The following is a 23,300-nucleotide window of genomic DNA, read 5'->3' as shown; positions in this document are numbered from 1 at the left end:
TTTAAATATGAAAACAAATTCTTCTTTTGACGATACAAAAACTGCATTTGCACTTAAAACTGATTCTGAGTTGGAACGTGCTTATTTTTTATTTAAAATGATTTCCAAAGAGCCTTTGGTTCGTATAGGTACAGCTGCTACAAAATTTGCTCTTAATTTACATTTACCAGTTGAAGGGTTGATACGATCAACAGTATTTGACCATTTTTGTGGAGGTATTAATGAGAAAGATTGTATGCTAACAGTGGACTCCTTAGACGAAGCAGGTGTTTATTCTGTATTAGATTATTCGGTCGAAGGTAAAGAAGATAATTTATCATTTGATGCCACTATGGAAAAGGTGATAGATTTAACCAAGTTTGCACAACATAAAGATGCGATGCCATTCTCTGTTTTCAAACCTACAGGCTTCGGAAAATTTAAAATTTGGCAAAAAGTAACCGAAAATCAACCCTTATCCCCAACCGAAGAAGAAGAATGGGAAACAATTAAAGAGCGTTATGATAAGGTTTGTAAAGTAGCTCACAGTTGCAATGTTTCATTGTTAATTGACGGAGAAGAGTCATGGATGCAAGATGCGGCAGATGATCTCTGTGAGGCTATGATGCAAAAGTATAATACCGAAAAGGCTATTGTTTATAATACGCTACAATGCTACCGCTGGGATCGCTTAGATTACTTAAAAGAACAGCATGTAAAAGCTAAAGCAGGTGGTTATAAACTAGGTTATAAAGTAGTGCGAGGCGCATATATGGAAAAGGAAAATGACCGTGCTGAGGACAAAGGTTATCAATCTCCTATTTGTCCAAGTAAAAATGCAACCGATGATAATTTTAACGCCGTGATGAATTATATCCTTGACAATCTAGATGATATTTCGTTATTTTTAGGTACTCACAATGAGATAAGTAGTTATATGGCTATGGAGATTATGAGTCAAAAAGGATTGCTCAAAAACGACAAACGCATTTGGTTTGGTCAGTTATATGGAATGAGTGATAATATTAGTTTTAATCTAGCAGATGAAGGGTATAATGTTGCTAAATACATTCCGTTTGGTCCTGTCAAAGACGTAATGCCTTATTTAATAAGACGTGCCGAGGAGAACACATCTGTAGCCGGACAAACTAGTAGGGAGCTAAATTTGCTTAAAAAAGAAAAACAGCGACGTAAAATTTAACTGCAAAGCTTATTTTTTTATCTGTGCTGTAAGTACCGTTGCAATACTGTCACAGTTTTCAATGCGTAGTTTTAGTTTTTTTTCTGAAACGTTACCTTCAACAACATATTGTTTACAAGAATCTAATTTTGTATTACTTTCAGAAAAGAGGACATCGCCATTTTTTAAAATTTTTGAGATAGCAGAAGTGTCTAAATCATTATTTCGCAAAGCGGAAATGGTAGCTTCAGAAAATTTTCGTTCTTTGATTCTTATATTTTTGAGTGTACGTGCTTCAGGTCCATAGTCACAACCAGTTTTCTTTCCGCCCAAAAAAAACATGAGTAGTATTATCCCAATTACAAACCCAAAACCATAAAATAAAAAACGTTTAGCGATATTCATAGATGCTATTATAAATGACAAATAAAACTTCTATTTCTTTTAAAATAGAAATTGCAAAGGTACTGTCATTTTTAGTTTAGAATAGTAATGGAATTAAAATTTCCGAAGAGAAATAATTTAGAACATTAAAAGATTTAAATCACTATACGGCATATCAAACCAGTCTGCTATTTGTTCATTTGTCAAAATACCTCTGTAAAAATATAAGCCACATTTTAATCCTTGATCAAATCGTATTGCTTGTTCAATCCCTCCAGACTCAGCAATTTGCAATAAATAAGGGGTGAATATATTGCTAATTGAAATAGAAGCGGTGCGAGGGTAACGTGCTGGAATATTAGGGACTCCATAATGGATGACTCCATGTGTAATATGTGTGGGGTTGTCGTGCGAAGTCATTTGAGTGGTTTCAAAACATCCACCCATGTCAACGCTCACATCAATTATTACAGCGCCCTCTTTCATTTTCTCTACGATGTTTTCGGTAACAATTATAGGAGAACGTTTGTTTCCTTTAACAGCGCCAATGGCAACATCACAGCGGCGCAACGCTTTCAATAAATTTTTAGGCTGTATGGTAGAGGTGTATAAAGTGCAACCTACATTTGATTGTAATTCTCTAAGTCTATTTATCGAACTGTCAAACACTTTTACATTTGCGCCTAGTCCAAGTGCAGAGCGAACTGCGTATTGTCCTACAGTACCAGCACCTATGACAACAACTTCAATAGGAGGTACACCGCTAATGTTTCCGAAAAGCAATCCTTTCCCTTTTTTTGCATTAACCATTAACTCTGCAGCTATAAGTACAGATGCAGTACCTGCTATTTCGCTGAGTGCTTTTACAGCAGGGTAGGAGTGATCTTCATCTTTTATAAATTCAAAAGCGAGTGCTGTAATTTTCTTTTTTTGAAGTTTTCTAAAATATTCTTTTTGCCGAGTTTTAAGTTGTAGTGCCGAAATGAGTACCGTTTTTGGATTTATCATCTCTAATTCTTCAATAGTTGGGGGTTCAACTTTTAAGATAATTGGGCAGCCAAATACTTTTTTAGTGTCATTTGTGAGTTGTGCACCAGCTTCGCTATATTCATTGTCTGTAAATCCCGCTTCTAATCCTGCGCCTTTTTCAACCAGTAGTCTGTGTCCATTAGCTACAACAGCAGCAACAGCATCTGGGGTTAAACAAATTCTTTTTTCTTGAAAATATATTTCTTTAGGTATTCCTATATACAACTCTCCTTTTTGCTTAGAGATTTCAAGCATTTCTTCCTGCGGAAGTAATTGCTCTTTTGTAAATGGAGAGGTAGGTTTAGCCATTGATAGTTGAGTTAATGGCAGTCAATTTACGGATTAAAAATGTAAAAATGAAATTTGAAATACTATCTAAACAAATCTGTTACTTGCTTCCAAATACTTCTTTTTTTAGTCAGCTCTTCTTCAAAGGCATCAAGATCATTACCACGTATTTTTGAGAAAAGTTTTGCACGAATGAGGTAAACAAAAGGAACTAAAACCATCATTAGTGGTAAGATGTAAATTAATTCAACTTCATCCATTCCATTGCTCTCATTTAATAAACCCCATAGTTGAAAAATATACATTGCCATAGGTACTAGAATAATCCAGTGCCACCAATGTTTACATGTAAAAAACCAAATGAGTAATAAAATTATCGGAACTAATTTTCCAATAGAAAAATATGCAAAATTGATCCAAGAAGGAAAGTCTGTGTTTAATTCAAACAAAGAAGTTTCCCAAACTTGTGAGTTTGGGAAACTTTCATAAGAATAAAATATTAGTGGTGTTATTGCTATTATAAAAACTAGAATCCCACCAAGAATTAAAGATTTCTTACCCCTGTCTTGGGATGTCGATATTCCTATCAATTTGTTGTTCTGTTTGATCATTTTCTAGATTTTCAGGAGTGCATGATGCGAAAAGTCCCATTCCGAAAATTGCTACGATACATAAAGTTTTTAGGGTTCTCATAATAAGTTTGTTTTTGTGAGATTAATAATTATTTGTGAGGTTTATACCACAAATCTAGCTCAAAAAAACACAAGTGCGTAAATTACCTTAGTTGTATCTTGTTGGGTTTTTCATTATTAATAGAAAAGACCTTTAAGATAAGTTTACGATTTGGGGCGAATCCTTATAGAAAATGCAAAAAACATGTATTTATAGTAACAATTTATTTCACTGGCATGAGAGTTAAGGTTCTACTTCCGTCTATATTTTTGATTAGTTTTATTGTTACATGATTAGCTGGGATATGGCTTTTTATCATTTCTGGCCATTCAATAAAGTTGTAATTTCCAGAACTAAGATATTCTTCGATACCAAAATCTAATGCTTCATCTTCATTTTCTAGCCTATAACAATCAAAATGATATAATAAATCATCCGATGCAGTTTCATATTCATTTACAATAGAAAAGGTTGGGCTGGTGAGTGTATTTGTAACTCCTAGTTGTTTCGCTAATTCTTTAATCAAAGTTGTTTTTCCAACTCCCATTTCACCGTAAAATAGCACAGTTTTAGACGGTAATGAATTCATTACATCTTTTGCAACTGTAGGGATTTGGGGAAGTGTAAATGTCAATGTCATCGATTAAAGTACGCAAATATAGGATTTAATGTTAATACTTAGCTAATTTATGGATTAAATACATTAAAAGAAGAATATTCTTACAAATTAATTATTTTGGAGATAATGTTATAAATGGGATTACCATTTCTTCAAGACTTACACCTCCATGTTGGTAGGTATTTCTGTAATAACTTACATAATGATTGTAATTATTGGGATATGCGAAGAAAAGATCTCCTTTAGCAAAAATAAATGAACTACTCATGTTTATTCTAGGTAGATGTATTGATGATGGATCTTTAGCTGCTAGCACATCTTTATTTTCATAAGTCAAGCTTTTTCCAGTTTTATATCTTAGATTTAAACTTGTATTTTTATCGCCAATCACTTTTGAAGGATTCTTTACATTGATGGTCCCATGATCTGTCGTAATAATTAATTTAAAGCCTAACTGAGATGCTTGCTGAATAATATTCATCAAAGGTGAATTTTTAAACCAGCTCTGAGTTAAAGATCTATATTTTTTATCTGTTGATGCTAGTTCCTTAATAACTTCCATTTCAGTTTTAGAGTGAGAAAGGATGTCAACAAAGTTATAAACGATGACCGTTAAATCTTCATCTTTGTGGCTTTTAAAATTATCTGCTAATTTATTTCCTTGTTTTAAACTTGATATTTTATGATAACTCCAGTCAATATCCATTCCTAAACGCTTTAATTGAGCCTCAAGAAATTTATCTTCAAACATATTTTTACCACCTTCCTCAGTATCGTTCAACCAGTAATCTGGATGTAATTTTTCCATGTCACTTGGCATAAGACCACTAAAAATGGCGTTACGAGCATATTGTGTTGCTGTAGGAAGGATACCATAATACATTTCTTCGCTATTTTTTTTATAGCTATTTGCAATAAAAGGTTCAAATGCTTTCCATTGATCATATCTTAAATTATCTACAACGACGAGTAATGTAGGGGCCTCCTTTGAAATATGTGGCGCTACTTTTTCTCTAAACAAAGTATGAGACATTGTAGGTGCGTCTGTACTGCCATCAAACCATTTAGGATAATTCTTGTCAATAAACTTACAAAACTGAGTATTTGCTTCTGTTTTTTGAGACTCAAGAATTTCAAACATTCCATTATCTTCAATATCTTCAAGCTCTAACTCCCAGTAAACTAACTTTTGATACATATCTGCCCACTCCTCAAAAGTATTTACCATGGATAAATCCATCGCTATTTTCCTAAACTCTTGCTGGTAATTTGAAGTTGTTTTTTCTGAAATCAACCTAGAATGATCTAAGTTTTTTTTAAGGCTAAGTAATATTTGATTAGGATTTACAGGTTTAATAAGGTAATCTGCAATTTTAGAACCAATAGCCTCTTCCATAATATACTCCTCTTCACTCTTAGTAATCATCACAACAGGAAGTGAAGCGTTTATTTCTTTTAGTTCTTGTAGTGTTTCAAGACCGGTAAGTCCAGGCATATTCTCATCAAGGAAAACTATATCAAAATTCTGTTCTTTAATTTCTTCTAGTGCTTCGGTTCCACTTTTGGCAGTCGTCACATTGTAACTCTTCTTTTCAAGAAACATAATGTGTGGTTTCAATAAATCAATTTCATCATCTACCCAAAGAATTTTTATTTCGCTCATAATATAGTATTGTTTATCTGGTTGTTATTGATTGTTTATTAAGTATTTATTTTTACTTCTGAAATATAAAACATGCAGTATAGTTGCTATTGTTTCAAAATTGAAATGGAATTGTTTTATTATCTAACATTTCCGAAGTATTAAAACCCAATTTATCTAAACTGATTTATTAAATTTACATCAAAATTACTGCCGAAAAATTCAGTAGTAACCATTATCATTCTTAAATCTTAGTTAATAGTTGGGAAAAAGAAATACACTTAAAATAGTAAACGATCCTATCTATGGTTTTATTACTATCCCGAGTACGCTCATATTTGAGTTAATTGAGCATCCATACTTTCAACGCTTACGTCGTATTTCTCAAATGGGTATGTCTTATATAGTTTATCCTGGCGCACATCATACTCGTTTTCATCATGCGCTTGGTGCTATGTTTTTAATGAATAAGGCTGTCGAAGTTCTTGTTTTTAAAGGGATTGAGATTGATGAAAAAGAAAAAGAAGCGCTTTTAATTGCTATTTTATTACATGATATAGGTCATGGCCCATTTTCGCATGCTATGGAACACAGTATTGTAGAAAATATAAATCATGAGGAGATTTCGTTGTTATTCATGAAGGCTTTGAATGAGCAATTTAACGGGAGTTTAACACTAGCGATTACAATTTTCAAGAATGAATACCATCGAAAATTTTTACACCAGTTGATTTCGGGTCAATTAGATATGGATAGGCTTGATTATTTGCGTCGTGATAGTTTTTACACAGGAGTTAGCGAAGGAGCTGTAAATAGTGAACGTTTAATTGCAATGCTAAACGTTGTAGATGATTCTCTCGTAGTGGAAGAAAAAGGTATTTATTCTGTCGAAAAATTTATTGTGGCAAGACGATTAATGTATTGGCAAGTGTATTTACATAAAACAGGAATAGTAGCAGAACAGTTATTAATGCGCATTTTAAAACGTGCAAAGGAGTTGTCACAAGAGGGAGTGGTATTAACTGCAAGTAGAGATTTAACTTATTTTTTGAATACTTCGATTAAATTAGATACGTTTGATGCTAATGTTCTTTTAAAATTTTCAAAGTTGGATGATTATGATATTATTGGTGCTATGAAATCATGGCAATACCATGATGATTTTGTGTTGAGAGAGCTTTCAAATATGCTTTTAAATAGGGATTTGCTAAAAGTAAAATTAAAAAAGAAAGAGTTTTCACATATTAAAATTTCTACAGAGAAAGAAAAAGTGATGAAGAGACACAACCTATCTGCAGATGAAGCATCTTATTTTGTGTTTACTGGCTCCATCTCAAACCAAGCTTATAGAATGGATAAGGATACAATTAATTTATTGACAAAAACAGGGAAAGTTATTGATGTAGCAAAGGCTAGTGATCAATTAAATCTAAAAGCATTATCTAAAGAAGTGGTTAAATATTATCTATGTTATCCCAAAAAGGATTAATTGCGCTTTTTTTCTATTTTTGCAAATGAACGTACAAGAAAGTATATAATCGTTATTTAAATGTTTCAAACATCAACATTACGTTCTAACTTAACCAATACATGAAATTTACAGCACAACAAATAGCAGGCATTTTAGAAGGAGAAGTTGACGGAGACGGTGGAGCAGAGGTGTCTAAACTAGCAAAAATAGAGGAGGGAATCCCTGGTTCGCTTACATTTTTAGCAAATCCAAAATATACTTCTTTTATTTATTCAACTAAAGCTTCAATAACAATTGTAAGTAAAGATTTTGTCGCAGATAACCCAATAAGTACTACATTAATTAGAGTTGAAGATGCTTATAAGTCGTTTTCTCAATTACTTGAATATTACAATCAAGTAAAAATGAATAAAACTGGAATAGAACAACCCGTATTCATTTCAGAAAGCGCGACGATGGGTGATGGTATTTATTTGGGAGCATTTTCATACATAGGTGAGAATGTTGTCATAGGAAAAGATGCAAAGATTTATCCTAACGTATATATAGGAGATAACGTTACATTAGGAAATAATGTTATTGTATTTGCAGGAGCAAAAATTTATTCTGAAACTGAGATAGGTAATAATTGTGTTATAAATAGTGGCGTTATTATAGGTGCTGATGGTTTTGGATTTTCACCTAATGAAAAAGGAGAATTTACAAAAGTTCCTCAAACAGGAAATGTAATTATTGAAGATAATGTTGATATTGGTGCAGGAACTACAATTGATAGAGCTACTTTGGGTTCAACAATTATTAGAAAAGGTGTAAAACTGGATAATCAAATACAAATAGCACATAATGTAGAGATTGGTAAAAACACAGTTATCGCGGGACAAACAGGTATTGCTGGCTCGACTAAAATAGGTGAAAATTGCCTAATTGGTGGACAAGTAGGTTTTGCAGGCCATCTGGTAATAGGTGATAACGTACGTATCCAAGCTCAAAGTGGTATAGGTAGAAATATAAAAGATGGAGAAACACTACAAGGTTCTCCTGCATTTAATTATAGTAGCTTTAGTAAAAGTTACGTACATTTTAAAAATCTTCCAAAAACAATGGAACGATTTAACGCTATCGAAAAACAACTAAAAGATGAGTGATTGCCTTGTACAACAATGTACTATTAAAGAAGAGATTTCACTTACTGGTGTAGGATTACACACAGGTAATGAAGTAACACTTACATTTAAACCAGCTCCTGAAAATACAGGATATGTTTTTGTACGTGTAGACCTTGAGGGTTCGCCAAGAATTGAAGCAGATGCTAACTTCGTGACAAATACACAACGAGGGACAAATCTTGAAAAAAATGGTGTAAAGATTCAAACATCTGAGCATGTACTTGCAGCCTTAGTAGGACTTGAAGTAGATAACTGCATCCTAGAGTTAAATGCGGCAGAGCCTCCTATAATGGATGGTTCTTCAAAGTATTTTGTTGAGGCAATTGAAAAGGCAGGAATTGTATCTCAAAAAGCACCAAGAGAAGAGTATGTGGTAAAAGAAGTTATTCATTATTTAGATGAAGAGACTGGAAGCGAGATTACTCTAATACCGGCTGATAACTATCAAGTAACTACGATGGTTGATTTTGGCACTAAAGTATTAGGAACTCAAAATGCATCAATAAAACATATTTCAGACTTTAAGGCCGAAATTTCAGACTCAAGAACTTTTAGTTTTTTACATGAAATCGAAACATTACTCGATCATGGGCTTATTAAGGGAGGTGATTTAAACAATGCAATTGTTTATGTGGATAAGGAATTATCACCTAAAACAATGGAAAAATTGCGTCATGCTTTTGGTAAAGATGAAATTTCTGTAAAGCCAAATGGTATTTTAGACAACTTGACACTGCATCATCCCAATGAAGCTGCTAGACATAAATTATTAGATGTAATAGGGGATTTAGCTTTAGTGGGTACACGTATAAGAGGAAAAATTATTGCTAATAAACCTGGGCATTTTGTAAATACAGAGTTTGCAAAAAAATTGTCTAAAATAATTAAAACCGAAAAGCGACAGGGAATACCTAAGTTTGACATAACAAAAACTCCAGTTAAAGATGTTAACGCCATTATGGAAATGTTACCGCACCGTCCACCTTTTTTATTGGTAGATAAAATTATGGAGTTAAGCGATACGCATGTTATTGGGTTAAAGAACGTGACAATGAATGAGCCTTTTTTCGTTGGTCACTTTCCGGGAGCTCCAGTAATGCCAGGCGTTCTAATTGTAGAAGCAATGGCTCAAACAGGAGGAATACTTGCGTTGAGTACGGTGCCAGACCCAGAAAACTACTTGACATTTTTTATGAAAATAAATAATGCTAAGTTTAAACAACAAGTAAATCCTGGGGACACCTTGATTTTCAAATTAGAACTAATTACTCCCATACGACGAGGAATTGTACATATGAAAGGGAGTGCATATGCTAACGATAAGTTAGTGACTGAAGCCGAATTGATGGCTCAGATTGTAAAAACTAAAAACAACTAGATGAACCAGCCACTAGCTTATGTCCATCCGGGCGCAAAAATTGCAAAAAATGTAGTTATAGAGCCTTTCACAACAATACATAATAATGTAGTAATTGGAGAAGGCACATGGATAGGATCAAACGTGACCATCATGGAAGGTGCTCGTATAGGTAAAAATTGTAATATTTTTCCTGGAGCAGTAATTTCAGCCATACCACAGGATCTAAAGTTTCAAGATGAAGAGACAACTGCTGTAATAGGAGATAATACAACTATTCGTGAATATGTAACTATAAATCGAGGAACGGTAGATAGAGGAAAAACAGTAGTTGGTAATAATTGCCTCATTATGGCATATTGTCACATTGCACACGATTGTATTGTTGGAGATAATTGCATTTTTTCAAATGCAAGCACTTTAGCAGGGCATTGTACTGTGGGTAATTTTGTGATTTTAGCAGGAATGACTGCTGTTCATCAATTTTGTACTATAGGTAGTCATGCATTTGTAACGGGAGGTTCTTTAGTTCGTAAAGATGTACCACCATTTGTAAAAGCTGCGAGAGAGCCCTTATCTTATGTAGGGATTAATTCTATAGGCTTACGCCGAAGAGGTTTTACACCAGAAAAAATAGGGGAAGTTCAAAATATTTATAGATTGTTGTATCAAAAAAATTATAATACAACACAAGCTTCTGAAATTATTGAAGCAGAATTTGAAGCAACACCTGAGCGTGACGAGATTCTTCAATTTATTAAAAATGCAAAGCGAGGAATTATGAAAGGTTATTTTAGCAATAACTAATAACAATTAATTAATATTTCAGAATTTAAAAATAATAAATTCTGAATTCACAAATAAAATACCCGCTAAACGGGCAAAACTATGGCAACAAGTTCAGATATTAGAAACGGATTATGTATTAAGTATAATAACGATATTTATAAAATTATTGAGTTCTTACATGTAAAGCCGGGAAAAGGCCCTGCTTTTGTTAGAACAAAACTTAAAAGTGTTACAAACGGAAAAGTAGTGGACAACACATTTTCTGCAGGACATAAAATTGATGATGTACGTGTGGAAACACATAAATTTCAATTTTTATACAATGATGGCGATTTTTATCATTTTATGAATGAGGCAGATTATACTCAAATTCGTTTAGTTGAGGCAGCGCTTGATAAACCAGAGCTAATGAAGGAAGGTGAAGTTGTTACTGTCATTATAAACACAGAAGATAATGCACCATTATCTGTTGAGCTTCCTGCAAGTGTAATCTTAGAAGTAGCTTCAACTGAGCCAGGTGTTAAAGGTAATACAGCTACAAATGCTACAAAACCGGCAGTTATGGAAACTGGGGCGGAGGTTAATGTACCTTTATTTATTAATGAAGGAGATAAAATTAAAATAGAGACAGATAAAGGAACGTATAAAGAGCGTGTGAAGGAGTAAATTTTAACTCAACTTTAAAAAAATACCAATACATTTTAATATGTATTGGTATTTTTTTAGTTTATATACTTTTCTTAAAAGTACTACGCTCTTTGTGTTGGACAGGCTCGTAGTCTTTCCATAATAATTGTACAGCAGTATTTTCAATAAGCTCAGGATTTGTTTCAACTTTATCAATCCCTTTTGAGTTAAATAAATACTGCATTTCTTCAAAGATTATTGCTGTAACCCCTTTCCCTTGATACTCAGGGTCAATACCTATTAAGTAGAAGGCTGCTCTATCATTTTTGCGTTGTGCTTGCCACATGTGATACCAACCAAAAGGTAACAAAGAACCATTCGCCTTTTTCAATGCCTTACTAAATGAAGGCATAACTATTGAAAAAGCAATCAAAGCACCGTTTTTGTCTTTTATACAAGTAATATAGTCTGGTTGAATAAAGCCAAAATATTTCTCCTTGTAATAATCTATTTGATATTGTTGAATAGGAACAAATGTTTGTAAAGAATTGTAGGTTTTGTTTAACAATTCAAACATTGTATTTACATAGGGTAAAATCTCTTTTTTATTTTTGAACTCAATAACTTCAAGTTCATAACGTTTTTTTACAATGCTAGAAAATTTAGCAACTTTCTCTTTAATTGTAGCGGGTATTGAAAGTCTATATTCTACCCATGTTGCTTGTTTTTCAAAACCTAATTTTTCAAAATGTTCGGCATAATAAGGGTAATGATACCAGGTAATCATGGTGTTTAATTCTTCAAATCCCTTAGTTAATATACCAGCTTTTTCCATATTGCTGAAACCTACAGGGCCCTCAGCATATTCTAATTTATTTTCCCTTCCAGCTTCATATACTTTTTCAAGTAGTGCTTTAGTCACTTCGATATCATCTATCATATCCAACCAGCCAAAGCGTACTTTCTTTTTACCTATTTCTTCAATCTCTAGCTTATTTATGATAACAGCTATACGACCTACAATTTTATTTTCCTTATAAGCTAAATAATAAGTAGCAGTAGCATTTTTAAAAACTGGGTTTTTAGTTTTATCCAGTGTTTCTAACTCGTCATTAGTTAATGGTGCAACCCAATAAGGGGAATCACTGTAAAGCGTAAATGGAAACTTTACAAATCTTTTAAGCTCCTGCTGGGTTGTAATTTCTTTTACTTTAATCATATCTCAATCGTCGTATCTCTTACTTAAGAATATTTAATATAGCTTACCTTCACCGTCATCACCATCATCTTCAAAACCATCTTTTCTATTTTTGGATTGTTTAGTCTCTTTATTTTTACTTTTTTCTTTTTTATTCTTGTCTTTTTCAGCTCTACGCTTTTCACGTCCAGCCTTTCCTTTTTCTTCAAGAAATTCATCCTCGTCATGCATATCAAAACGATAAGAAACACCTATACGTCCGTACAATCTTGTAGGAGTGTCTTTTAAACTATATAATAATGAAGCATCAACTTGTAAATCTCTAGTAATTAAAGCTGCTGCACCTCCTCTAAGTAGTTGGTCAGCATATGCATCACTTTTAAAACCTTGATTTTCAACGAATACGGAAAACCAATCTGTTACTGTGTTTGTAAGGGTTACGATATACCCATATTCTGGATTGTCCGTTGTCACTCTATTAGCAATTATATTTGTAACTAAAACAAATCCACTTTTAAAATTGTTCTGTGTAATTAAAGCAACCTTAGGACTAATGCTCAATCCTTCTTCTACAACAGTGTAATTATTAGTAAATTTTCCCTCAGGATTATCAATAAAATCAAAGTTTGCACCCACATAACCCGAAATAGCAGGTATTAAATCTCTCCATTGAAATTTATTATTCGCTTTCCAACTATATAAATTAGGACCTTCTAAGTCTCGTTTTCTGTAGGGATCATAAACTAAGTATTTAGCCCCTAGTGTATTAGATCTAAAATTGCTATAAACAAGTTCACCTACAGTGCTGGTTCTTGTATCAGTAATATTATTAGATTGAAACTCTCCGTTAAATATAATTTCTAATTCTTCTTTAAATAAGCCATATCTCACTGCATAATCAATAGCAAAAGCACTAGTTTCAGTTTGTAATAATGAATGTTCTTCAGTACCTAAACCAAAACCTCCCTCAATTTGCAACACTTTAGTTCCCACTGCGAAAGCTCCTTGAGACCCACCAGGCCTATTATTGTTTATGGTTTCTGTGTATTGCGCATGCATAGTTTGTATTAGAAAAGAACTAAATAGCACAAGTAAAATTGAAACGTTTTTCATAAGGTATGGTTTAATTCAAAGATATAAGATTTTATCATTTATTTAAGAAGTAACAAATGACTTTTTGCACCACTATTTGTATTTTTGAAATTGATTTCAATACTATGGAGACTTTATTAAGAACGTTGCTTATCATTCTTATCGCATATTATGCGTTGAAATTAATTATCAAATTTGCTACACCATATTTTCTTAAATACATTCAAAAGAAAATGGGACAAAGAATGGAGGGTTTCTTCGGAAATATGGAACAACCACAAAAGCAACAAGAAGAAGGTAAAATTACAATCGATAAAGTACCGTCAAAAAACAGTAAAAATTCTAATGTGGTTGGAGAATATGTTGATTTTGAAGAGATAGATTAAAACCACCTTATTTACTGAAGTAATACACTACATTTCTCTTTTATTTTTTATAATTTTCGGCTTTTGTAATCCAAACGTTGTTTATGAATTTTTCTTTAAAAAAAATACTTCCTCACCTTATTGTTTTATTAGTTTTTGTCATTGTTTCACTAGCATATTTTAGCCCCGTATTACAAGGCAAAACAATAGCACAAAGTGATATAATGCAACACAACGGAATGGCGAAAGAACTTCGCGATTTTAGAAATACAGATAACTCAGAAACATACTGGACAAATAGTGCTTTTGGCGGTATGCCCACCTATCAACTAGGCGCACAATACCCACACAACTATATTAAATCACTGGATGAATTATTTAGATTTTTACCGCGTCCTGCAGATTATCTTTTTCTATATTTTATAGGAATGTATATTCTGTTTTTAGTATTAAAACTTGATTATAAATTAGCGCTGTTAGGGGCATTAGCATTTGGTTTTTCAACGTACCTAATAATAATTCTTGGTGTAGGTCACAATGCAAAAGCGCACGCAATTGCTTATATGCCTTTAGTTTTAAGTGGAATCATTCTCACGTTTAGAGGTAAATATGTGTATGGTTTTCTACTTACAACCATTGCAATGGCATTAGAGTTATCTGCTAATCATTTTCAAATGACCTATTATTTATTGTTGCTTGTTATATGTGTAGGAGTCGCTTATTTAATTGACGCTATTAGAAAACAATTAGTACCACATTATTTTAAAGCATTAGGAGTAATGGTTATTGGGGTTTTAATTGCACTAGGATTAAATGCTACTAATTTAATGGCAACAAAAGAATATGCAGACACTTCCACAAGAGGTAATAGTGAACTAACAATCAACCCAGACGGAAGCCCAAAAGTTAAAACAGAAGGTCTTGATTATGGGTATATTACCGAGTATAGTTATGGAAAACTAGAATCATTTAATCTTTTCATTCCTCGTTTTATGGGTGGTGGGAGCAATGATAATTTTCCAGACGATTCGGCTACTGAAAACGCTTTATTGCAAATGGGTGCAACCCCACAGCAAGCAGTTGATAATATGCGTTATTTGCCTATTTATTGGGGTGATCAACCCATTGTTGCAGCACCAGCATATATAGGAGCGGTTGTAGTTTTCTTAGCAATTTTAGCTTTATTCTTAGTGCGAGGTCGTTTAAAGTGGTGGGTTTTAAGTGCCTTCCTTTTAAGCTTATTATTGTCTTGGGGAAAGAATTTTAGTTTCTTAACAGATTTCTTTATCGATTATGTGCCATTGTATAATAAATTTAGAGCTGTTTCATCAATTCAAGTAATTATTGAGTTAGTAATGCCAGTACTAGCTATTGTTGGGTTGCATCAATTTTTAAACAACTTCATTTCCGAAGAGAAAAGAAAGAAAGCGCTACTTTATGCTACTGGAATTACAGGAGGTTTAACACTCATTTTTATTCTTTTTAAATCCACGTTATTCAATTTTGTAAGTCCGTATGATGGCGGAATTATTGATGCAATGGGAGCACCGTTTATGAATGCTGTTAAGGAAGATAGAATGACAGTTTTTACAAACGATGCATTGAGAACACTGGTTTTAGTTTTATTGTCCGCAAGTATTTTATTTTTATTTCTGAAATCTAAATTAAAGGAAGTTGCCGTTATTGTTGGTCTAGCAGTACTTTTATTGTTTGATTTAGTGGGCGTTGACAGACGTTATGTTAATAATGAAGATTTTGTACAAGCAAGAGTAATGGAACAACCGTTTCAAAAAACTGCAGCTACATTACAAATTGAAAAAGATGATGATTATTACCGTGTTTACGATTCTCAAAACGGATTTAATGGAGCACAAGCAAGTTATTACCACAAATCACTAGGAGGATATCACGCAGCAAAACCTAGAAGAATGCAAGAAATTGCAGACTTTTATATTAATCAAGGAGATATTGGTATTTTGAATATGATGAATGTACGCTACATTATTACACGTAGTAAAAATGGAGCAGAAGTAGCACAACGCAATCCGTATGCAAATGGAAATGCTTGGTTTGTAGAAAATGTTCAGCCAGCAAATAATGCCAATGAAGAAATTTTATTATTAGACAGTTTAAACACAAAAAAAACAGCAATTGTCAATGCTGAGTTTTTATCAAAAATTCCAACAAATAAAATGGTTCGTGATAGTACTGCGAGCATAGATTTAGTTAGTTATAAACCTAATCATTTAGTATATGAAGCAGCTACTAAAAGCAAACAATTAGCGTTATTTTCTGAGGTTTATTATGTTGATGGATGGAACGCATATATTGATGGCGAACCTGTTGATTACTTTAGAGCAAATTATATTTTGCGTGCAATGATAGTCCCAGAGGGAATTTCAAAAATTGAATTTAAGTTTGAACCTCAAGTTGTTAAAACGGGAAGTAAGATTGCTTTAGCAAGTAGCTTTGTTTTCTTGTTATTACTGTTGGGAGGTTTCTTTTTAGCCTACAAAAAGTCTGCAAAGGAAAACACTGACTCATAATGAAAAAAGCGCTTATTATCTGTTATTATTGGCCGCCTGCGGGAGGTCCTGGTGTACAGCGATGGTTAAAATTTGCAACCTATTTAAAAAGTTTTGATGTAGAACCTATTATGTATGTTCCTTCAAATCCAGAGTATCCAATAGTTGATGAAGTTATTTTAAATGAAGTTCCTAGTGATATTAAGGTTTTAAAACGCCCTATAAATGAGCCGTATCGTTTTGCTAAGATGTTTTCAAAGAAGAAGACTAAAACTATGAGTAGCGGTATCATTTCAGAAAAAAAGATAAGCTTTGTTGAAAAGCTACTACTATATGTAAGAGGTAATTTTTTTATACCAGACGCAAGAGTAGGGTGGGTTAATCCTTCGGTTGACTATTTAGAGAAATATATTTCAGAAAATAAAATTGATGTAGCTATAACCTCTGGACCACCACATAGTTTGCATTTAATTGGCCTGAAATTAAAGGAGTCTATAGGAGTTAAATGGATAACAGATTTTAGAGATCCTTGGACAACCATTCACTACCATAAATCTCTAAGACTGAGTGAAAGCTCTGCTAAAAAGCATAAAAGCTTAGAGTCGAAAATACTTAATAGCGCTGACCAAATTATTGTAACAAGTCCTTCAACAAAAGAAGAATTCAAAGCTATTACTCAAAAACCTATTACTGTTATTACTAACGGTTATGAACTCCATGATTTAAAACCAGTAATGGATACCTCATTTACTCTTGCACATATAGGATCTCTTTTGAGTGAGAGAAATCCATTGCTATTATGGGATGTCCTTGCTGAAATTGCTGCAGAAGATGAGCTGTTTAGAGAAGATCTAAAAATAGTGTTAACTGGAGTTGTAAGTGAAGAAGTGAAGTCTAGTATCTCTCAGGTAGGCCTTTCAAAAAACTGTATTCTTACAGGCTATGTTTCACATAAAAAAGCACTACAATTACAGTGTAATGCTCAAGTATTGTTATTGCTAGAGATTAATAGTGAAGCTACTAAAGCAATCATACCGGGTAAATTGTTTGAATATATGCTAGCTAAACGGCCTATAATAGCAATTGGGCCTAAGGGGAGTGATATGTTTGGGATTTTAAAGGAAACAAAATCTGGCGCTTCTTTTACTTCAGAAGATAAAATGGCTTTAAAAAAACAGATTACAATTTATTACAAACAATATCAAAAAGGAGAATTGACAGTAATTTCCGAAGGAATAGAAAAATACAGTAGAAAAAATTTAACGGGCAATCTTGCAACCCTAATAAAGAAAACTATCGCTTCTTAAAAAGAAAAACCCCTGCCAGACGTGTTGTCCTGCAAGGGGTTTCTAACTAACCAACCAAAATTTTTATTGTCCACGTCCTCTTCTTGAAGACGAACTTGATGTATTTCTTGAGCCACTTTTGCTAGCACTAGAACTTCTAGAGGTTGATTTTCTAGTAGTTGTAGCTTTTCTAGATGAAGATGCGCTTGAAGTTCTTGCTGTACTTCGCTTAGTTGATGGAGCACTTTTACGTACTACATTTCCAGACCGTGACGTTGCGCTAGATTTTCTAGTGGTAGTTTTACTACTTCTAGGAGTTGAGCGTTTTGTTGTTTGTGCAATACGTCCTGTATTCTGTCTTTTCGCATTTGTACTTCTTCTATTTACACTACTATTATTTCTAGTAGCATTTGTTGTTGTAGAACGAGTTGTTGTAGCAACTTTTCTTGACGTACGTGCAGTTCTTTCATTTTTATTCGAACTTATAACCTCATTGTTTTTTCTACTAATATTTGTTCTAGTAGCAACACGGTTATTAGTTGTTCTTCTAGTATCTGCAGTTCTCACATTTGCTCTTGCATAATCATTGTCACGTCCATGTCTTGTAACCATAGAATTACGACGATTAGCATTGTAATCTTTATTTACAGCGTTTCTACCATTTTTATAGTGAATACGGCTCCCTGGTCTGTAAAAATCTCTACGACAGTTGTTGTAAGCTACACGATGTCTATTGCTATAATAGTTAACATGTGTGTAATAATTGTAACGTACTGGCGCGTAATATCTTCTGTAAGGAACATCCCATACAATACAGCTCGCAAAAATAGGTCTTACATAAAATGTATGCCAAGGGCGGAAAATATAAGCTCTATTATAAACATTTATAAATCCAGTGCTATATTGATAGTGACCGTAGTTATTATAATGAATGTTCAATCCACCTACACGCACTAAGCGTCTATCGTTGTATTGTATATCTACGTTTCCAGCTTGAGTAATACGGCCAAATTCGTCATAATATATTTCAACTTCTTCCACCTGTATAACTGCACCATAATCATCATACTGTACATACGCCTCAAGGTCACGTCCTGTATTAAAACTCACTTGTCCATTAGGAGAAGAGATGGTAACTTGAGTACCCGTTTGACCACCTACATAAACAAAATCAAATTGTCCATCAGGAAAAACTGAAAATTCTACAGTGCCTTCAGTAAAAATATAGGCATTGCCATCATAACGGCTATTGATCTCCATATCACTTACGGACACATTTTTGGTCGGTGTCGCATTTGCTGTCATTCCTACTAAAAGGAAACTGAATAAGAGTGTTGCTAAATTTTTCATATCTAAAAGGTATTTATGTACTCGCTAAATTTCTATAATGAGCTTTGTACGTTTATAAGTAACCAACGACCGTGCCAAAAACGTAAAGTCCTTATTTACAAAGGTGTTTAGAGCTTTTTCTTCGGAAATACTAAGGGTGGGATTTAATTGTATTGTTTGAAAATTGTGAGTAAAATCTTTAATTTCAAAAATTCTAATTTCGAAATCATAAAAAAATTAATAATGATTTTAAAATTTCCGAAGAAAATAATTTTGTTTTCTGCCTCACTAAAGAGTACCTAAAAATAGAATCCGCCAGCTTCGAGATGAAGTGACGGATTCTAAAACTAACCAACCAAAAACTTTTAATTTTTCTTTTTTATATGCTTATTAATTATAACCTATTTAGATCTTTATAAAATATGCATCGTTAATTATTAAATTACAATCATCGTGCCAAAATTGAAAGTCTTCAATTATTGTTATTAAATTATAAGTTGGTTGTGTTTTTTAAATCTTTTCTTTGAGATATTCTGCCGTATAGGATTTTTTATTTTTTGCTACTTTCTCAGGGGTTCCTTCAGCAATAACTTGACCACCTTTAATTCCACCATCAATTCCTAAATCAATTATGTGGTCAGCACATTTAATTAAATCTAGATTGTGTTCAACAACCACGAGTGTGTGTCCTTTTTCAAGTAATGCATAAAACGAAGCAAGTAATTTTTGAATATCATGAAAGTGAAGCCCTGTAGTTGGTTCATCAAAAATAAAGAACGTTTTATCTTTTGTAATACCTTTTACTAAAAATGAGGCTAGTTTAATACGCTGTGCTTCCCCGCCAGATAGGGTAGAAGAGCTTTGGCCTAATTGTACATAGCCAAGTCCCACATCTTGTAAAGGTTGAAGTTTTGTAATTATTTTCTTCTCGTTATTTTTGGCAAAAAAAGTAATAGCATCATCAACAGTTAATCTTAAGATATCATCGATATTCTTATCATCAACTTTTACTTCAAGCACTTCTTTTTTAAATCGTTTTCCATTACAGGTATCACATTCTAGATGTACATCTGCCATAAATTGCATTTCGATAGTTACTTCTCCTTCACCTTTGCAGGTTTCGCAACGTCCTCCATCTACGTTAAAACTAAAATGCTTGGCCTTATAACCACGTATATCACTTAATTTTTGCTTTGCATATAAGTTTCTAATGTCGTCGTATGCTTTAATATATGTTACAGGGTTAGAACGACTGGAACGACCAATGGGGTTTTGATCAATAAATTCTACGTTTTTAATATTTGTAAAATCTCCTCTTAGTTCAGAAAATTGGCCAGGTTTTTCACCGTAACCTCCTATCTCTCGCATCAATGCGGGATATAATATTTTCTTTACGAGTGTGCTTTTTCCGCTTCCTGATACCCCTGTTACAGCAGTAAATGCCCCTAAAGGAAAAGTAGCATCAATATTTTTTAAATTGTTATGTCTTGCACCTATTACTTTTACAGCACTCTTAGGGGTACGGCGTTTTTTTGGAACTTTAATTTCTAATGTTCCATTTAAATATCCTGCTGTAAGAGAGTCTGCTTTTAATATTTCAGCAAAAGTTCCTACTGCTACCACATTTCCACCAAAAGTTCCTGCTTCTGGACCAATATCAATTATTTCATCTGCTGCTTTCATGATATCCTCATCGTGCTCTACAACAATAACTGTATTTCCTAAATCCCGCAATGATTTTAAAACTTTGATGAGTCGTTCTGTATCTTTAGGGTGTAACCCAATACTAGGCTCATCAAGAATATACATAGACCCCACAAGGCTACTTCCTAAAGAAGTTGCAAGATTAATGCGTTGCGACTCTCCACCAGAAAGTGTGTTGCTTTTTCGGTTGAGTGTTAAGTAGCTTAACCCCACATCCATTAAAAATGACAATCTATTATTAATTTCTAACAGTAACCTTTTTGCAATTATAGCATCGTGTTCATTTAATTTTAATTTTTTGAAGAATGTTGCAACTTCATCAAGAGGTAATTCTACTAGATCTTGTAGGGGAACTTTATTGATTTTTACATAACCAGCTTCAGGGCGCAAGCGTTTGCCATTACAAGTGCTACATTTTGTTTTACCGCGATAGCGAGATAGCATCACTCTATTTTGAATCTTATAACTTTTTGATTCTAAAAATTTAAAAAAAGTATGTAGTCCTTCAAAATGTTTATTTCCATCCCAAACTAATTGTTTTTGGGCTTCAGTAAGTTCAAACCAAGGTTTATGAATAGGGAAGTCAAATTTATATGCGGCATTAACGAGTTGATCACGATACCAACTCATACTCTCACCACGCCATGGAAAAATTGCATTTTCAAAAATAGATAATGCAGTGTTTGGAATTACTAAATCTGTGTCAATACCAATTACATCACCATAGCCTTCACAAGTAGGACATGCACCATAGGGGTTGTTAAAACTAAATAAGTGAACATTAGGCTCTAAAAATGTAATGCCATCTGCTTCAAAACGATTATTAAATTCAATTTGAATAGGTTTTTCTTCTGAAATATCTTCTATTATAAGACTTCCTTTTCCTTCAAAAAATGCCATTTGCACAGCATCTGCAAGTCTATTATAAAAATCTTCATCATCTTTTGTAATAACGCGATCAATAACTAATTCAATATTTTTAGGCAATGATTTACCTTTTAATTCATCAATACGTAAAACCTCCGAAGCAATTTTTACACGAGCAAAACCTTGTTGAGCTAAAGCTTGTATTTTGTTTTCCATACTACGACCTTCTTCTAATATAATAGGAGTGAGGAGAAGTAGTTTTTTACCTTCTGAATATTTTTTAATGTGTTTCATCACATCGCTAACGGTATCTTTTTTAACCTCTTTACCACTTATTGGCGAGTATGTTTTACCAATTCTTGTATAAAGCAATTTTAAGTAGTCGTAAATCTCTGTAGAAGTTCCTACGGTAGAGCGTGGATTAGTGGCATTTACTTTTTGCTCAATAGCAATTGCAGGAGCGATACCTTTTATGCTATCAACCTTAGGTTTGTTCAATCTACCTAAAAATTGTCTAGCATATGAAGAAAGACTTTCTACATACCGGCGTTGGCCTTCTGCATATAATGTATCAAACGCTAAGCTTGATTTGCCACTACCTGATAAGCCAGTAATTACAACGAGTTTGTTACGAGGAATAACAACATCTATATTTTTAAGGTTGTGCAGTTTTGCACCTTTGATAATAATGTTTTTTTTAGCGTCTAGAGTGTCTGTATTCAATGTGATGCCCTTATTTTAAAGTAGAAAAATACAAAGATAACACATACTTTATAGCTATGCACATAGCAGTATTTTATATTTTTTTTAAGAAAAGTCCTAATTTTTTTTGGTATTGTGAAAAGAATAATCTTATATTTACCCTCTATAACGACATAAACTAAAATTATTGCCTATAGCATATTATTACTTTTTTACAATTTGAAAAACAACTGATCAACCAAAGACATAGTTGTTTATTTTTAAAAAGTATTGATATGAATCAAAGCAAAACTACTGATGCGGTTTTAGTGTCGTCTTACCTTAAAGGTGAGGAATCTTCACTTTCCATTTTAATAACAAGGCATAAGCAAAGAATTTACAGTTTTATCTATTCAAAAGTTTTTGATAGAGATGTAGCTGAAGATGTTTTTCAGGATACTTTTATTAAAGTTATAAATTCTCTCAAAAGGGGAAAGTATAATGAAGAGGGAAAGTTTTTACCATGGGTAATGCGTATTGCACATAATCTGGTCATTGACCATTTTAGAAAAAATAATCGCATGCCTAAGTTTGAAAACAATAGTGATTTTAATATTTTTTCAGTGCTTTCAGATAATTCTCTGAATGCCGAAAAAGGTATGATTAAGGAACAAGTTGAAAGTGATGTTCGTCGTTTGATTGAAGAACTTCCTGAGGATCAAAAAGAAGTTCTTATGATGCGCATTTACAAAGATATGAGCTTTAAAGAAATTAGTGAACAAACAGGAGTAAGTATTAATACTGCACTTGGAAGAATGCGTTATGCACTTATTAATTTGCGCAAAGTGATTGATAAACACAACATTGTATTAACAAATTAAAATTAAGGCATACAATAAACTTAATTTTGCGTCGTTATCTTGATAACAATAACCTCAAAATTAAACTCTATGCCAAAAATGTACTCAAAACCCTCACGTCCGGAACGCGTGAATGAAAACTTAGTTCCAAAAGACGAAACTATTAAGTTTCTTCTGGATTACTCTAAGG

At 33.1% G+C, this 23,300-nt stretch carries 20 protein-coding genes; 10 read left to right on the top strand and 10 right to left on the bottom strand.

Annotation, left to right across the window (positions count from 1 at the left end; all coding sequences use genetic code 11):
• Nucleotides 1-7 precede the first annotated feature (7 nt).
• Nucleotides 8-1,180, top strand: a complete 1,173-nt coding sequence (locus GB234_RS10060) for a proline dehydrogenase family protein (protein ID WP_151894428.1) — start codon at nucleotides 8-10, stop codon at nucleotides 1,178-1,180.
• A 9-nt stretch (nucleotides 1,181-1,189) separates the two neighbouring features.
• Here the strand turns inward: GB234_RS10060 and GB234_RS10055 are convergent, their stop codons facing one another.
• The 6 genes from GB234_RS10055 to porX all read right to left on the bottom strand — a co-directional run bounded on the left by GB234_RS10055 (nucleotide 1,190) and on the right by porX (nucleotide 5,814).
• Nucleotides 1,190-1,564, bottom strand: a complete 375-nt coding sequence (locus GB234_RS10055) for a hypothetical protein (protein WP_151894427.1) — start codon at nucleotides 1,562-1,564, stop codon at nucleotides 1,190-1,192.
• Nucleotides 1,565-1,681: 117 nt separating this feature from the next.
• Nucleotides 1,682-2,881 (bottom strand): alanine dehydrogenase, encoded by a 1,200-nt coding sequence (locus GB234_RS10050; RefSeq protein WP_151894426.1) that lies wholly within the window; start codon nucleotides 2,879-2,881, stop codon nucleotides 1,682-1,684.
• Nucleotides 2,882-2,943: 62 nt separating this feature from the next.
• The gene (locus GB234_RS10045) at nucleotides 2,944-3,450 is read right to left on the bottom strand and encodes a hypothetical protein (RefSeq protein ID WP_235906106.1); all 507 of its coding nucleotides are present in this window, start codon (nucleotides 3,448-3,450) and stop codon (nucleotides 2,944-2,946) included.
• Nucleotides 3,416-3,553: a hypothetical protein gene (locus GB234_RS15080; RefSeq protein ID WP_172966873.1), complete on the bottom strand. Its 138-nt coding sequence runs from the start codon at nucleotides 3,551-3,553 to the stop codon at nucleotides 3,416-3,418. Before GB234_RS15080 ends, GB234_RS10045 begins: the two co-directional genes overlap by 35 nt.
• Before the next feature lie 202 nt (nucleotides 3,554-3,755).
• Entirely contained in the window at nucleotides 3,756-4,172 is a 417-nt protein-coding gene (gene tsaE / locus GB234_RS10040) for a tRNA (adenosine(37)-N6)-threonylcarbamoyltransferase complex ATPase subunit type 1 TsaE (RefSeq protein WP_151894424.1), read from the bottom strand.
• A 91-nt stretch (nucleotides 4,173-4,263) separates the two neighbouring features.
• A complete protein-coding gene (gene porX / locus GB234_RS10035) occupies nucleotides 4,264-5,814 on the bottom strand; it encodes a T9SS response regulator signal transducer PorX (RefSeq protein WP_151894423.1) in 1,551 nt (516 codons plus the stop codon).
• 241 nt (nucleotides 5,815-6,055) lie between these two features.
• On the opposite strand from porX, the gene GB234_RS10030 reads away from it, so the two are divergent.
• The 5 genes from GB234_RS10030 (at nucleotide 6,056) to efp (ending at nucleotide 11,242) form a co-directional block, all read left to right on the top strand.
• Nucleotides 6,056-7,282, top strand: a complete 1,227-nt coding sequence (locus tag GB234_RS10030; protein WP_151894422.1) for an HD domain-containing protein — start codon at nucleotides 6,056-6,058, stop codon at nucleotides 7,280-7,282.
• A gap of 101 nt (nucleotides 7,283-7,383) precedes the next feature.
• Entirely contained in the window at nucleotides 7,384-8,409 is a 1,026-nt protein-coding gene (gene lpxD, locus GB234_RS10025; RefSeq protein WP_151894421.1) for a UDP-3-O-(3-hydroxymyristoyl)glucosamine N-acyltransferase, read from the top strand.
• Nucleotides 8,402-9,808, top strand: coding sequence for a bifunctional UDP-3-O-[3-hydroxymyristoyl] N-acetylglucosamine deacetylase/3-hydroxyacyl-ACP dehydratase (locus GB234_RS10020; protein WP_151894420.1), 1,407 nt, complete (start codon nucleotides 8,402-8,404; stop codon nucleotides 9,806-9,808). Before lpxD ends, GB234_RS10020 begins: the two co-directional genes overlap by 8 nt.
• Nucleotides 9,809-10,594: an acyl-ACP--UDP-N-acetylglucosamine O-acyltransferase gene (gene lpxA / locus GB234_RS10015; protein ID WP_151894419.1), complete on the top strand. Its 786-nt coding sequence runs from the start codon at nucleotides 9,809-9,811 to the stop codon at nucleotides 10,592-10,594.
• An 81-nt stretch (nucleotides 10,595-10,675) separates the two neighbouring features.
• A complete protein-coding gene (gene efp, locus GB234_RS10010; RefSeq protein ID WP_151894418.1) occupies nucleotides 10,676-11,242 on the top strand; it encodes an elongation factor P in 567 nt (188 codons plus the stop codon).
• 61 nt (nucleotides 11,243-11,303) lie between these two features.
• Here the strand turns inward: efp and GB234_RS10005 are convergent, their stop codons facing one another.
• Nucleotides 11,304-12,422, bottom strand: a complete 1,119-nt coding sequence (locus tag GB234_RS10005; RefSeq protein WP_151894417.1) for a GTP cyclohydrolase — start codon at nucleotides 12,420-12,422, stop codon at nucleotides 11,304-11,306.
• 33 nt (nucleotides 12,423-12,455) lie between these two features.
• A complete protein-coding gene (locus tag GB234_RS10000) occupies nucleotides 12,456-13,514 on the bottom strand; it encodes a transporter (RefSeq protein WP_151894416.1) in 1,059 nt (352 codons plus the stop codon).
• Nucleotides 13,515-13,618: 104 nt separating this feature from the next.
• Here GB234_RS10000 and GB234_RS09995 point away from each other — a divergent pair, with 104 nt between their 5' ends.
• The 3 genes from GB234_RS09995 (at nucleotide 13,619) to GB234_RS09985 (ending at nucleotide 17,690) form a co-directional block, all read left to right on the top strand.
• A complete protein-coding gene (locus tag GB234_RS09995; RefSeq protein WP_151894502.1) occupies nucleotides 13,619-13,879 on the top strand; it encodes a DUF4834 family protein in 261 nt (86 codons plus the stop codon).
• A gap of 83 nt (nucleotides 13,880-13,962) precedes the next feature.
• Complete coding sequence (locus tag GB234_RS09990) at nucleotides 13,963-16,404, top strand: YfhO family protein (RefSeq protein WP_151894415.1); 2,442 nt, start codon at nucleotides 13,963-13,965, stop codon at nucleotides 16,402-16,404.
• Nucleotides 16,404-17,690, top strand: coding sequence for a glycosyltransferase family 4 protein (locus GB234_RS09985; RefSeq protein ID WP_151894414.1), 1,287 nt, complete (start codon nucleotides 16,404-16,406; stop codon nucleotides 17,688-17,690). The genes GB234_RS09990 and GB234_RS09985 overlap by 1 nt, the downstream gene beginning before the upstream one ends.
• Nucleotides 17,691-17,753: 63 nt before the next feature.
• Here the strand turns inward: GB234_RS09985 and GB234_RS09980 are convergent, their stop codons facing one another.
• A complete protein-coding gene (locus GB234_RS09980; protein ID WP_151894413.1) occupies nucleotides 17,754-19,019 on the bottom strand; it encodes a hypothetical protein in 1,266 nt (421 codons plus the stop codon).
• Nucleotides 19,020-19,508: 489 nt separating this feature from the next.
• Nucleotides 19,509-22,292, bottom strand: coding sequence for an excinuclease ABC subunit UvrA (gene uvrA, locus GB234_RS09975; protein ID WP_371863337.1), 2,784 nt, complete (start codon nucleotides 22,290-22,292; stop codon nucleotides 19,509-19,511).
• Between the two features lie 254 nt (nucleotides 22,293-22,546).
• On the opposite strand from uvrA, the gene GB234_RS09970 reads away from it, so the two are divergent.
• Nucleotides 22,547-23,131 (top strand): RNA polymerase sigma factor, encoded by a 585-nt coding sequence (locus tag GB234_RS09970; RefSeq protein ID WP_151894411.1) that lies wholly within the window; start codon nucleotides 22,547-22,549, stop codon nucleotides 23,129-23,131.
• Nucleotides 23,132-23,300: the final 169 nt, after the last annotated feature.

Origin of the sequence: Patiriisocius marinistellae, from assembly GCF_009014635.1 — a bacterium.
Classification (GTDB): domain Bacteria; phylum Bacteroidota; class Bacteroidia; order Flavobacteriales; family Flavobacteriaceae; genus Patiriisocius; species Patiriisocius marinistellae.
The sequence above is the reverse complement of the archived record's forward strand: the minus strand, read 5'-3'. Positions and strand labels throughout refer to the sequence as shown.

What these genes read in the sequence shown, in the direction of transcription:
- GB234_RS09970 (WP_151894411.1), top strand. Translation starts at nt 22,547, where the DNA reads ATGAATCAAAGCAAAACTACTGATGCGGTTTTAGTGTCGTCTTACCTT.
- GB234_RS10000 (WP_151894416.1), bottom strand. Translation starts at nt 13,514, where the DNA reads ATGAAAAACGTTTCAATTTTACTTGTGCTATTTAGTTCTTTTCTAATA.
- GB234_RS09995 (WP_151894502.1), top strand. Translation starts at nt 13,619, where the DNA reads ATGGAGACTTTATTAAGAACGTTGCTTATCATTCTTATCGCATATTAT.
- GB234_RS09980 (WP_151894413.1), bottom strand. Translation starts at nt 19,019, where the DNA reads ATGAAAAATTTAGCAACACTCTTATTCAGTTTCCTTTTAGTAGGAATG.
- porX (WP_151894423.1), bottom strand. Translation starts at nt 5,814, where the DNA reads ATGAGCGAAATAAAAATTCTTTGGGTAGATGATGAAATTGATTTATTG.
- GB234_RS10005 (WP_151894417.1), bottom strand. Translation starts at nt 12,422, where the DNA reads ATGATTAAAGTAAAAGAAATTACAACCCAGCAGGAGCTTAAAAGATTT.
- GB234_RS09985 (WP_151894414.1), top strand. Translation starts at nt 16,404, where the DNA reads ATGAAAAAAGCGCTTATTATCTGTTATTATTGGCCGCCTGCGGGAGGT.
- GB234_RS10020 (WP_151894420.1), top strand. Translation starts at nt 8,402, where the DNA reads ATGAGTGATTGCCTTGTACAACAATGTACTATTAAAGAAGAGATTTCA.
- lpxA (WP_151894419.1), top strand. Translation starts at nt 9,809, where the DNA reads ATGAACCAGCCACTAGCTTATGTCCATCCGGGCGCAAAAATTGCAAAA.
- GB234_RS15080 (WP_172966873.1), bottom strand. Translation starts at nt 3,553, where the DNA reads ATGAGAACCCTAAAAACTTTATGTATCGTAGCAATTTTCGGAATGGGA.
- tsaE (WP_151894424.1), bottom strand. Translation starts at nt 4,172, where the DNA reads ATGACATTGACATTTACACTTCCCCAAATCCCTACAGTTGCAAAAGAT.
- lpxD (WP_151894421.1), top strand. Translation starts at nt 7,384, where the DNA reads ATGAAATTTACAGCACAACAAATAGCAGGCATTTTAGAAGGAGAAGTT.
- efp (WP_151894418.1), top strand. Translation starts at nt 10,676, where the DNA reads ATGGCAACAAGTTCAGATATTAGAAACGGATTATGTATTAAGTATAAT.
- GB234_RS10055 (WP_151894427.1), bottom strand. Translation starts at nt 1,564, where the DNA reads ATGAATATCGCTAAACGTTTTTTATTTTATGGTTTTGGGTTTGTAATT.
- GB234_RS09990 (WP_151894415.1), top strand. Translation starts at nt 13,963, where the DNA reads ATGAATTTTTCTTTAAAAAAAATACTTCCTCACCTTATTGTTTTATTA.
- GB234_RS10050 (WP_151894426.1), bottom strand. Translation starts at nt 2,881, where the DNA reads ATGGCTAAACCTACCTCTCCATTTACAAAAGAGCAATTACTTCCGCAG.
- GB234_RS10060 (WP_151894428.1), top strand. Translation starts at nt 8, where the DNA reads ATGAAAACAAATTCTTCTTTTGACGATACAAAAACTGCATTTGCACTT.